9 protein-coding genes are annotated in these 12209 nt (G+C 41.9%); 7 read left to right on the top strand and 2 right to left on the bottom strand.

Annotated features, from left to right (window positions below):
* The first annotated feature begins 26 nt into the window (after window positions 1-26).
* Genes EZ437_RS05215 through EZ437_RS05185 form a run of 7 tightly spaced genes read left to right on the top strand, consistent with a single transcriptional unit; the run spans window position 27 to window position 9230 of the window.
* Window positions 27-512 (top strand): CHRD domain-containing protein, encoded by a 486-nt coding sequence (locus EZ437_RS05215; protein ID WP_131593923.1) that lies wholly within the window; start codon window positions 27-29, stop codon window positions 510-512.
* Between the two features lie 13 nt (window positions 513-525).
* Window positions 526-1134, top strand: coding sequence for an RNA polymerase sigma factor (locus EZ437_RS05210; RefSeq protein WP_131593921.1), 609 nt, complete (start codon window positions 526-528; stop codon window positions 1132-1134).
* A gap of 10 nt (window positions 1135-1144) precedes the next feature.
* Entirely contained in the window at window positions 1145-2104 is a 960-nt protein-coding gene (locus EZ437_RS05205; protein WP_165500345.1) for a FecR family protein, read from the top strand.
* Window positions 2085-4640, top strand: a complete 2556-nt coding sequence (locus EZ437_RS05200) for a TonB-dependent receptor domain-containing protein (protein ID WP_131593917.1) — start codon at window positions 2085-2087, stop codon at window positions 4638-4640. Before EZ437_RS05205 ends, EZ437_RS05200 begins: the two co-directional genes overlap by 20 nt.
* Window position 4641: 1 nt before the next feature.
* Window positions 4642-5481: a DUF4249 domain-containing protein gene (locus tag EZ437_RS05195; RefSeq protein ID WP_131593915.1), complete on the top strand. Its 840-nt coding sequence runs from the start codon at window positions 4642-4644 to the stop codon at window positions 5479-5481.
* Between the two features lie 50 nt (window positions 5482-5531).
* Window positions 5532-7397 (top strand): AsmA family protein, encoded by a 1866-nt coding sequence (locus EZ437_RS05190; protein ID WP_205942643.1) that lies wholly within the window; start codon window positions 5532-5534, stop codon window positions 7395-7397.
* 33 nt (window positions 7398-7430) lie between these two features.
* Entirely contained in the window at window positions 7431-9230 is a 1800-nt protein-coding gene (locus EZ437_RS05185; protein WP_131593913.1) for a hypothetical protein, read from the top strand.
* Window positions 9231-9234: 4 nt separating this feature from the next.
* Here EZ437_RS05185 and EZ437_RS05180 read toward each other — a convergent pair whose 3' ends face one another.
* Together EZ437_RS05180 and EZ437_RS05175 are read right to left on the bottom strand one after the other, a co-directional pair.
* A complete protein-coding gene (locus tag EZ437_RS05180; protein ID WP_131593911.1) occupies window positions 9235-10032 on the bottom strand; it encodes a glycoside hydrolase family 16 protein in 798 nt (265 codons plus the stop codon).
* A 2-nt stretch (window positions 10033-10034) separates the two neighbouring features.
* Entirely contained in the window at window positions 10035-12182 is a 2148-nt protein-coding gene (locus tag EZ437_RS05175; protein WP_131593909.1) for a S9 family peptidase, read from the bottom strand.
* Window positions 12183-12209 lie beyond the last annotated feature (27 nt).

Genomic DNA, 12209 nt, shown 5'->3' with positions numbered 1-12209 from the left:
TTTAGCCCCTGCGTTAAAACACTAAAATGAGTAAGGGTAAAAATAAGCGGTTAATAACAGGTATTGGCATTGTTTTGATGCTGTTTTGCATGGTTTCCTGCAAGAAGGAAATAGCCATGCAGGATGAAGCAAAGATCAAACCACCGATAAGGACTTATATAGTAACCGCCAGGATTGATAAAAAAGGAACCAATACCAACTCAGAAGGAACGGCCGTATTAAAAGGCTCATACGATGAGAAGACTAAAGAACTAAAGTATGGAGTTGAATATCAAAACTGCATACCTGAAGTGATTGCGTTAAGAAGCGGGCCTAAAGGCTCTGCGGGCTCTTTGATAAAAGAATTATACAGAAAGGATACTGAAAGTACTCCTGCCGGACCTCTGACGGGCGCACTGAAGTTGAGCCCCTTGCAGGAACGTAATTTACTGAAAGGACAATGGTTTGTTGCCGTTAGTACCATTTTAATGTCTCCTGAAATATCAGGAGTCCTTACATTAAAACAAAAATAAGGGCAGCAACGGAATGGACAGAAAGCAAATACAATTGACGGAGGAGGATATAGAGCTGATAACAGCAATAAAACAGCGAAATAAGCGGTTATTTGAGGTATTCTATAAAAAATATTATAAGCAGTTATTTGCAATCGCCCACAGATATACAGGCCAGGCGCAAACTGCAGAAGAAATAGTACATGATGTATTTATAACAATATGGAATAAGGCAGACCAATTAAATGTTCAGCAGTCAATGAAAAGTTATCTATTTAAAGCAGTGGTAAACTCATCGCTCAACTTCATCAAAAAAGAGAAGTCGAATGCAGAAAAGCAGCTGGTATATATGAAAGTGCAGGATGAAAGCACTGATGAGGACCATGAAGGGCATGCTGAGGAGGAACTGCTGAACAGACTGGAAGAGGCGCTGAAGTTATTGCCCGAAAAATGCCGGCAGGTGATGTACTTGAGCCGCTTCGGAAAATTAAAACAACAGGAAATAGCCGACCAGATGAATATTTCCATAAAAACAGTGAAAAATCACCTGACCTACGGCTTTCAGAAATTAAGGGAACATCTCGAAAAACGAAAACAGGTCATCAGTATTTTATTAATGCTCTTAAACCTTATCATACGCTAAAATGGCTGACATGGAACAATTTGAAACCACCGAAGAAGTTTACTCCTACATCATAGATGAACTGGAGGGAACTATTCTGCCTGAAAACAAGCTGATACTTGATAAATGGAGAATGGAAAGCAGGGCTAATGAAAAGATCTATCAGGATTTTCTGAGTGTACAGCTAAATATGGACAAGCTTTATAGCCGGGAGGGTTATGATGTAGAGGAATCATGGGAATCTCTCGACCAGAAAATAAAACAGCCAGCCAGATTTTTATGGTACAAAATAGCTGCTGCTGTACTGCTTACCTTATCTGTTGGGTACTATTTTACCCTTGCAGACAAGTACATAACTCTTACTACAGAAGCCAGCGCAGCGGTTTCAAAAGTGGTACTACCCGATGGAACGATCGTAAGTCTCAACACTGGCACTAGCATAAAGTATAACAAAGATAATTTCATGGCCAACAGAAACCTGATCCTGCTGCAGGGAGAGGTATTTGTAAAGGTGATAAACCATGATGGTCCTCAGTTTAGGATAGACCTGGGTGAGGTACAGGCTGCAGATATCGGCACAAGTTTTAATGTGAGCAGAAATGACCGCAAAATATCGGTCATTGTGGAAGAGGGGAAAGTAGCGCTGGAGCATGCTGGCAAATCAGAACAAGTATTACTGACCGCAGGCAAATTAGGGGTTTATGACATAAATACCAAAGCGCTGAGCAGTACCAGCAATCCGGACGTCAACTACAAAGCATGGATGGACAAACATTTCATATTTCAGGAAGTGCCTTTTGAACAGGTAGCCGGACAATTGGAAAAAGTATATAAAATGCCCTTGGAGATTAAAGGAGCCGCATTGAAGAACAGAAAACTAACTGCCAGGCTGCATTATCAAACTTTAGATAGTGTCCTTGCAGTAATTTCTGCATCTTTACAATGTAAGGTAACCAAGGAGAATAACACTTATGTCTTATCGGGCGATTAAAAAACTGTTTTTTTTATTACTTGTATTTTCATTTATTTATTGCGGCAGTTTATCTGCACAGCAAACCGATCCGCTTAAACGACAGGTTACCATCAGCCTTCCCGGCGATTCTCTGATCAGAACACTACTTACCCTGGAGAAAAGAACCGGTGTAAGCTTTGCTTTTAATCCTGACAAACTTCGATCAAAAAAGGTACTGGCTTCCAGATTTGTCCAGGTACCACTGCAGCAGATATTGCGGCAGCTATTGTCGCCAAATAACCTTGACTTCTCCCTGGTCGGCAACGACATAGTTATCGTACCTGTAGAAGCCAGAAGATGGACCATACACGGCCACGTCAGGGACAAGACGAATGGAGAGGAACTGATCGGGGCTACAGTACAAATTCCCGGACTGGAAGCAGGTGTTACTACCAATCAATATGGGTTTTACTCAATATCTGTTCCTGAAGGAAACTACCAGCTGTACATCTCGCATACTGGGTACGAAACACAACAGAAATATATTCATTTGTCCAACGACGTGCAAGAAGAGATAGAGCTTTCTATCCAATCACGCAACCTGGAGGAAGTAGTGATCCAGCCGTCGCGGGTTACACCAAACCCTATATTGCTGAATGAGCAGAACTTCACCGTTAAACAGCTGAACAATGCAGCCTATTATGCAGGAGAAACGGATGTGCTGAAACGCCTGCAGATGCAGAACGGCATTAAAGCCATTACCGAAGGCAGCTCCGGATTGTTTGTAAGAGGGGGGAATTCAGATCAGAACCTCATCCTGCTGGATGAAGCTGTGGTCTACAATCCCTCACACCTGTACGGCTTGGTTTCTGTATTTAATTCAGATGCGGTAAACAACTTGCAGGTATACCGTGATTACATGCCTGCCAATTTTGGGGGCAGGCTTTCGTCCGTAATTGTAAACCGTATGGCAGAGGGCAACAGTAAAGAATACCATATCAACGGCGGAATCAATTTAATGTCGGCAAGGATTGCTGCAGAAGGCCCCATTATCAAGGATAAAGGATCGTTTATCCTGGCGTACAGAAGAAGTCTGCTGGATGTATTTCAAAACCGGTTCAAACTGTTCAACCCAAGTTCTGTGTATTATGACATCAATGCAAAGGCCAACTATAAACTGGATAAGGACAACAGTGTATTTTATTCGGTCTACATAGGGAAGGACAACCTGCTGTCTGAAAATTCCTATACCAATAACTGGGGAAACTTAACTTCTACCTTGCGCTGGAACCATATTTTCAATTCGCGGGTATTCTTAAATTTCTCAGCCATCTACAGCAATTACAGCAATCAGCTGGACCTCAATGCAGATACCCTTTCGCAAAAAAGCCAATGGAACACAGGGGTAAAAGACCTTACCTTTAAGGCCGATTACACCTACTATCGCAATCCTTTCAATCAGATCAAGTTTGGCGTGTCTACAATTTATCACCGGTTTATTCCCGGGGAAATGTTCGGACAAAACGATTTTGAATTTAACATCTCCAGAGATAAATCTATTGAATCGGCTATTTATTATTCTCAGCAGATTGAATTAAACAAATCATTTGAACTGAACTATGGCCTGCGCCTGGGTTATTTCAGAAATGCAGAAGAAAAACGCAATCTTTTTGATGAAAACGGAAATCTGCTGAAACATGATGAGATCAGGATTTTTGTAAAGCCTGAACCAAGGATTAATATTAGCTACCTACCCACCGTCAACCAGCGTTTGTTCATTACTTACAACCGAAACTACCAGTACCTGCAGCTCATACAAAACAGCACACTGGCTTTTTCTTCATTGGAACCCTGGATACCTGCCTCTGTAAATATAAAGCCGCAGCGTTCGGATCATTTTTCTCTCGGCTACCGCTATGCACCGGATAATTATAATTTCCTGGCAAATGCCTACTATAAGAAACTCAACAACCAGCTCGATCTGATGGATCATGTACAAATCATCAGGAACCCATTTGTAAGGAGCCAGCTAAGGGCCGGAAAATCTAATGCCTATGGAATAGAAATGGAGGCAAACAAAATAGCAGGCAGATTTGTAGGAAGTCTGGCCTACAGTTATTCAAGGGTATTTCGCAAGATTGCCGACCTGAATTTTGGAAACCGGTTTGTAGCGAATTATGACATCCCCCATGAGCTAAAGCTGATGGCCAAGTTCGATGTGAACAGCAAGCTTTCCTTTCAGTCGTTTTTTACCTATGCTACCGGCAGGCCACTCACACTGCCTGTCGGGTATTACCAGCATGACGGCTTGAACGTACCGATCTTTGAAGGAAGAAATACCTCGAGATTTCCTGACTTCAGCAGGCTTGACTTTTCGGCACAATACCGGTTGCAAACCAGGGTTTCTGGAAAAAGAAGTCTGTCGCATATTATTTCAGCGGGGGTATATAACCTTTATAATCGTAAAAACCCCTTATATTACCACCTGAATTCGTCTCCCGATGAAAACAAAAGAAGTAGTGTAGAATATGGGTTTGGCTTTTATCCTTGGGTAGCTTATAGTTTTAAATTGTGATATGCGTAATAGTATAAATCTTTTTTGGGTATTGCTTTTGCAGGTGCTTTTATGGAGCGGCTGCCAGAAAAACCCATTTGAAAAAGACATGTTCAATAAGCCGCAGCAAGTCTATGACCTCGCGGTGGAGGGTGGCATAAATACCCTCATACCCTGGCAATATATTCGTCTTACTAAACCTTCCGTTCATCCCGGTTTAGCTCCTGAGCCCATAAGAAATGCGACAGTAATAGTTAACGACAGCAAGTTTGACATAGTTTTTAAAGAGACTGAGGCCGGTGTGTACCAGGGGCTAAACAGAAACGATCCCAATTATAATAAGGCTTACAAACTTACTGTAAAATACAATGATAAAACCTATTTTGCCATTGATACACTCAGGCAGGTAGTAAATATCGTGGACGACTTTTTACCGCTATCTACTCATGCACTATCTGATAAGGTGATTGAAGGAACTATCCCTAAACATACTTTTGGATACTTGAATCCAAATAAATGGTTTATTTCTTACATGTCGATTCCGTTGTGGAACCCTGCCAAATTTGACCAGACCAAATATTACAGCTATACGCACCTTCTGGGCTCGCCAAATTCCCTTTATCCACTTAACAATCTTAAAAGAGATTTCGTACTTGGCGCAGATGACTTTGTATGGCTCTACAAAATTTCACTTTCAGAAAGCTATGCCAGGTACCTCTATTCTGTATTTATGGAAACCGACTGGAGCGGATTATTTTCAAGTGTCCCGGTCAATGTACGCGGGAACATCTCGGGAAATGCGCAGGGTTACTTCTCTGTAAATGACGTCGATGTACGCAGGTACAGGGCCAAAGAGCTGTAGACCTGATTTTGTGGCCTTGATATTGCATATGATAAGCATATTCAATTCTTATGGCAAAGAAAAAAACAGGAAAATACACTATACTAAAATGGGTGGGTGGCATTCTGGGGGTGCTGATCCTTTTGGTGGCCGGTGTGGCTTTATATTTCAGCGCAAAATGGAAGCCCATACTTACAGATAAGGTAAAGGAAGCTGTTTACAATGGCTCTCACGGGCTATACAGGATCAATTTTAAAGACATAAGCATTAATCTGGTTACCGGAAGCGCCACCATGGACAGTGTTTCGCTGATGCCGGATACAGCGGTTTTTAATGAACTAAGGCAACTTAAACTGGCACCAGTTCACCTATTTCAGGTTAAACTAGCCAGGCTCCAATTGAGCCGTGTAGCTGTACTCAGGGCTTATTTCAAAAAGGAAATAGAGATGAATTCTATCATACTTCACAAGCCCTCCATCAATATCATCCACAATAAAGTTCCTAAAAGACCAGATACGGTTAAGGATGAGCGGAGTTTGTATGAACAGATCTCCAAAATCCTAAAATCTATTCATGTAAAGCAGATTAAAATTATCGATGCTAATCTTGATTACATCAATGGCGCTACCTCAAAACCGCTAAATTCTGTAAAGCACCTCAGCATAAATGTTAGTGACCTGCTGATTGATTCAATGGCCCAGTTTGACACTACCAGATTTTACTACACCAAAGACATTGGTTTTGAACTAATTGACTATAAGTCGCTGGGAAAAGATAAAATGTACACGATAAAGGTCGATACTATCTATGGCTCTGCCATTAACAAATCCATTACTGTTAGCGGCTTCAAAATGATTCCCATGCTTCCCGACCTTACCTTTACCCGCAAATACAAATATGGCAAAGACAGGTATGACCTTGATTTTGACAAGATCATTTTTAGCGGGGTAGATTTTATCAAGCTGAATAACAGCGGTGATCTGCACGCAAAGTCTTTGAAGATTGGGCCGGCAAAGGCAGGCATATTTGTGAACAGGGAATTGCCCCCGCAACCAAACCTCGATAAAGGTAGAAACTTTCCGCACCTGGCATTAAAAAAATTGCCCATTCAGGCTATTATAGACACTATAAAATTAAAGAATATAGATGTGGCCTATACGGAATATAACCCAATCAGCATGAGAAGGGGAACCATCTACTTTGAAAACCTGAACGGCAACATCCTTAATGTCACCAATGACTCCACACAACTCATTAAAAACAATCATGCTGTAGCCCAACTGAATGCAATGGTGATGAAGACCAGCCGGATAGACATCAGGATAAACTTTAACCTGACAGATAAAAATGGCGCCTTCCGTTTTAATGGAGAGGTAGCCCCTATGAACATGAAAGTATTGAATACCGTGGGTACCAATATGGGTCTGGTGGAGATTGAAAGCGGGCAAATGCAAAAGACTGCGTTTGACATCAAAGCCAATCTCCAAGGATCTTCAGGAACCGTGCGTTTTCTATACAAAGATTTGAAAGTGAAATTACTCAAAGAGGATGATCAGGGCAATGCACCTAAGAAAAAAGGCTTTTTATCTTTTCTGGCCAACACCCTGCTGATCAAGAATTCCAACCCAACCAAAGATGACCCGCCCCGGACAGCAAATCTTACCTTTCAAAGAACGCCATCTGCTTCTTTCTTTAATTTATTGTGGAAAAGTGTGTTTATCGGCATGCGCGAGATCATTGGTTTGGGAGTTGTTCCGGTAAAAACACCTGAGCAGGCCCTTGAAAAAATCAATGACAAGAAACTGGACCGAAAAGAAAAAAGAGAGAAACGCAGAGAAGAGCGTAAAGACCGAAAGGAGCAGCAGGAAAAAGAGAAACTCCAGGAACAGAAAAAACGTGATGCAGAAAAAGCAAAACAGGAAAAAGACCGGCAATAATATTGTATATTACCAATAAACCAGGGGAGGCCAATGATAAAAAAGGTAAGTAGGAACTACAAAACACTTAAATGGGTCGGAGTTGCCTTGCTTTTTCTTATTGTATTAATGACTATCGCCTCCAGACAATTAAACAGGAAGGTTAAACCAACTATAAAAGCGCAGGTGAGGGAACTGGTACTTGATGCTACTGACAGCTTGTACCACATTGAATTCTCTGATGTAACCACCAATTTTTTTACAGGTGCCGCTTCGCTTACAAACGTTAAGATCACTCCGGATACGAATGTATTCAAAAAACTTATAGTGGAGAAAAAGGCGCCAAACAACCTCTACTATATCGAATTAAAAGAATTGCATATCAAACACTTTCACCCGTTCAGGATATTCAGACATAAAAAATTGAATATCGATCTGCTGCTCTTTGACAATCCGGAAATTAAGATGGTCAACAGGCGCCTGGACTTTAACGAAAGCAAAAGCGCCTATTCAGATAAAGAGCCCTATGAGTATATTTCAAAATACCTGAGGGAACTTAGGGTAAAAACCATAGATTTTAAAAACATCAGCTTTAAGTATGTCAATAATAATCTAACTGTACCTGAAACCGATTCTGTAAGAAACCTAAACATTACTTTAAAAGACTGGCTGATAAGCAAAACGTCTGCCAGGGATGAAAACAGGCTTTATCTGCTCAAGGACATCATCATTAACCTCAACGATTATACTTACGCTACGTCAGATAGTCTTTACCACATCAATATAAGTCACTTTGATTTTAGAGCCTCAACAGGAAAACTAAATATAAAAAGTTTGAATGTCGTTCCGCGCTACGATGAAATGACCTTTGGAAAAGTTGTCGGCTTTGCAAAAGACCGGTTTAATATTCAAATGAGCGACATAAGCCTGGAAGGTATTAATTTGCCATTGTATATCCGCCGACAGGAGTTATATGCCACTGCAATGACCATCACAAACGGTGCTATCAGCGTTTTCAACAACAACGAACTACCAAAGATAACGGCTGATAAAACGGGAAAATTTCCGCATCAGCTAATGCAGCAGTTACAGGCCCAGCTTACCGTAAAGCAGGTAAATCTGAACAATATCGATGTGAGCTATGAAGAGTTTGACCGCGACAGCAGGCAGAAAGGCAGGATCACTTTTGAAAAGACTTCAGGAACAGTGACCAATATTACCAATGCAGAAAATGTCAAAGCCCGCAATCCTTATATGTTTGTAAACCTCAGCACCTATATGATGGGCAAAGGAAAGTTGGATGTCAGATTTAAGTTTGATCTTGATGCCAAAGACGGGGCTTTTTCCTATTCTGGTAAGCTTGGGGAAATGGATGGCGATGCGCTAAACCAGATAACGAGACCTCTTGGTATGATTCTCGTTAAGCGGGGTGAAGTAAAGCAGCTGGAATTTGACATCACCGCCAATGAAGACAAGGCGAAAGGTTATGTTAAATTTGCATTCAATGATCTTTCGGTAGCCCTGCTCAAACGGGAAAAGAACGGAGACCGTCTGGTAAGGAAAGGCCTGATGTCTATTCTGGCCAATGCCATGGTGATCAATTCAGATAATCCAAATGCAACGGGGGTATTGATCCCCGCCCCCATAAATCATCAGCGGGTAAAAACCGCTTCCTTCTTTAATTTTGTCTGGAAAACACTCTTCCAGGGGATCAGGTATAGCGTTGGGATCACTGATAAAAAAGAAGAAGAAATCCGTAAGAAAATAGCCAGCTTTGAAAAGATCAAAACAGACAGGGACAAGCGTAAGGCAGAAAGACAGAAAAGAAGAGCCCGCCGTCCGTCAGACAGGTAAGCTCCTATTCCAATTTATATACTCTAACGTAGTCTATATAATACTTTTGAGGAAAAATCGACTCATCGATTTCGCCTCCCCAGTCACCACCGATGGCGGTATTGAGGAGTAGGTATAAGGGACTATTAAAGGAGTCTTTGTAAACACCAGAATCTGCCTTAAGGGTAAAATAATGCTCATCGTCTAAAAAAATGCTAATGCTATCCCCTTTACGCTCCAGACCGTAGAGGTGAAAGGTCTTGTTGAGGTCTGTCCTTTTAGTCTGCCCTCCTTTAGAAAGCTTCTTCCCGCTTGGGGTGTCAAACCAGTGGATATTTGCGTGAATAACATCAGGTGTGTGGCCTACAAATTCCATAATATCAAATTCGGCGCATTTAGGCCAGCCTATTTGATTTACGTTGTCACCCATCATCCATATTGCAGGCCAGATCCCCTTGCCTGAAGGCAGCTTGGCCCTCACCTCGACACGAATGTCGCCAGCAAAGCTTTGCTTACCGAGCGTATTGATACTTGCTGAAGTATAATTTGCGGCTTTGTACTGCTCTTTCATCGATTCAATCACAAGGTTGCCCCCTTTTACATAGCTGTTTTCCAGTCTAGCAGCAGCATAATACTGTTTTTCATTATTTCTAACAAAGCCTTCTTCATACCCCCATTTGGCAGGATCAGGAAGACCCTTGTAGTTGAACTCCTCAGCCCAAATCATTTTTCCCTTTTTGTGGTTTGTAGTGGGTTTGCTTTGCGACATAGCAGATGCTGACAGGGTCAACAGTATTGCAGTGATGTGATAGCTTATATTCATAATTATTTGCGTGTGGAAGTTTGAAGAACTCTCATATTAGTGATCTCGGCCGGTACAGGCTTGTTCAGCAGGTTCTGGTAGTAAAACCTAAAGCGTTCGGCCATATCATGAGGTGTTTTCGGACCGCCCCATCCATGTCGGCCACCGGGATAAATCATCAGCTCGAAATGTTTGTTTGCATTTTGCAGTTTATCCACCAGTTGGATGGTATTTTGTATATGCACATTGTCGTCCATATCTCCGTGCATGATCCTCAATAGCCCTTTGTAATTGTCTACATAACTTAAAACTGAGGCCTTTTTATATCCTTCCGGATTTTCCTGAGGGGTGTCCATAAAGCGCTCGGTATAATTGGTATCGTATAATTCCCAGCTTGTAACGGGTGCACCTGCATAACCAAAATCAAAATCGTCTGCACCCATAGTTAGCGCCAGACAGGTCATATACCCTCCATAGCTATGCCCGGTAATCAAAAGCTTTTTATTGTCTACCCAGCTTTTCGCCTTCAGCCAGCGGGCAGCAGTAGTATAATCTTTCATTTCCCATTCGCCCAGGTTGCGGTGCATCAAAGCAACACCCTCTTTACCAAACTGGCCTGAAGCACGGTGGTCTACCGCAATCTGTATAATACCCTCACTGGCCCACCACTGACCGCCAATGCCTTTCCATGAATTATTGACCGAACCTGCATTCGGCCCTCCGTAAATACTCATTACTACCGGATACTTTTTGTTCTGGTCAAAATCCGTTGGATACGTAATCACAGCTGGCAGGTTATAGCCATCATCAGTCGGAATGGCGATCATCTCCGTTTTACCAAAGCTGTACTGACCGAAATCAGCTGATTTGCTATCGCCAAGCTCTTTGATTATCGTGCCTTTATTGTTTAAAAGCGTGCGCTTTGGTGGTGTAGTAACATTGGAATAGGTGGTAATGAAATAAGACCCCCCTTCAGAAATCATGACTTGATGATTGTAATCACCAAAAGTCAGGCGTTTCAGATTTTTACCATTATAGCCCACACTGTAAAAATCAGTTCTGGTAGATGCTTCCTTACGTGCAGTAAAGTAGATTACCTTATTTTTTTCATCTACATACTCCAGGTTAGTCACCTGCCATTTTCCACTGGTGACCGGATTGAGCAAAGTACCATCCAGTTTGTACAGGTAATAGTGCGCCCAGCCCGTTTTATCGCTTTTAAGGATATAGTGTTTATTGTCTTTCAGATATGCAATACGCCCATCATGGTCTAAGTCCACCCATGAAGGCTGCTTTTCGTCATAGATCTGCTTTTTTTCTCCCGATAGCGGATTTACAGAATAGAACTTCAGGTTGTCCTGCCCGCGGTTTACCCACTGCACCATCAGGTTGCTGCCATCAAAGCTCCAGTAAGGAGTTCCAAAATACTGGTCATCCTTTTCATTGAAATCTGCCCAGATTACTCGCCCGCCTGTGGTAGGCACAAAGCCCACTTTTACTTCCGGATTGGGATCACCTGCTTTAGGATAGCGCGTTTTTTCAGTATATCCATGCTGTCCTGTAGAACCGTTGATAGGAAACATAGGGACTTTTGTATCATCAAAATGCATAAATGCCAGATGCTTGCTGTCCGGCGACCACCAAAAAGCTTTGTAATTGGTAGCCCTGCCCAGGATCTCTTCGTAATAAACCCAGGAAGACCATCCGTTATAAATCACATCAGTGCCATCAGTAGTATACCTGATCTCCTTACCTGTACTTACTTCCACTGCATACAGATCATTGTTGCGTGTAAAAGCGGCGTACTTACCATCGGGCGAAAGCGTAGGGTTTTTCTCTTCATCCTTGTTATTGGTCAGTCGCTTTGCATCATCCTTGCCATATTGAATGTAAATTTCACTGTCTCTCATAAACAGGCTCACATTACTTTTTGGTGGAGGCGTATAGGGTGATTTTGCACCCGACTTTACGTCTACTGCGTATAATTTTCTATCTGCTCCGTCAACTTCTATATAGTTATTATTATCACTCCAGCCAACAATTGTATTCAAAGACCTGGTTAATGAAGGCTGCCCTTCATATATTTGCTGCAAGGTCAGTTTTTTTTGCTGAGCCTGAACCACACCCGTATATAATACAAGGGATAGACAAAAAAGTACAGTTTTTTTCATGACCGAAAAGTAAGATTATTTGATTAG

Origin of the sequence: Pedobacter psychroterrae, from assembly GCF_004331695.1 — a bacterium.
Lineage (GTDB): Bacteria > Bacteroidota > Bacteroidia > Sphingobacteriales > Sphingobacteriaceae > Pedobacter > Pedobacter psychroterrae.
The sequence above is the reverse complement of the archived record's forward strand: the minus strand, read 5'-3'. Positions and strand labels throughout refer to the sequence as shown.

Bases quoted from the DNA above. Each gene is read 5' to 3' on its own strand.
- EZ437_RS05215 (WP_131593923.1), top strand. From the start codon at position 27: ATGAGTAAGGGTAAAAATAAGCGGTTAATAACAGGTATTGGCATTGTT.
- EZ437_RS05210 (WP_131593921.1), top strand. From the start codon at position 526: ATGGACAGAAAGCAAATACAATTGACGGAGGAGGATATAGAGCTGATA.
- EZ437_RS05205 (WP_165500345.1), top strand. From the start codon at position 1,145: ATGGAACAATTTGAAACCACCGAAGAAGTTTACTCCTACATCATAGAT.
- EZ437_RS05200 (WP_131593917.1), top strand. From the start codon at position 2,085: ATGTCTTATCGGGCGATTAAAAAACTGTTTTTTTTATTACTTGTATTT.
- EZ437_RS05195 (WP_131593915.1), top strand. From the start codon at position 4,642: ATGCGTAATAGTATAAATCTTTTTTGGGTATTGCTTTTGCAGGTGCTT.
- EZ437_RS05190 (WP_205942643.1), top strand. From the start codon at position 5,532: ATGGCAAAGAAAAAAACAGGAAAATACACTATACTAAAATGGGTGGGT.
- EZ437_RS05185 (WP_131593913.1), top strand. From the start codon at position 7,431: ATGATAAAAAAGGTAAGTAGGAACTACAAAACACTTAAATGGGTCGGA.
- EZ437_RS05180 (WP_131593911.1), bottom strand. From the start codon at position 10,032: ATGAATATAAGCTATCACATCACTGCAATACTGTTGACCCTGTCAGCA.
- EZ437_RS05175 (WP_131593909.1), bottom strand. From the start codon at position 12,182: ATGAAAAAAACTGTACTTTTTTGTCTATCCCTTGTATTATATACGGGT.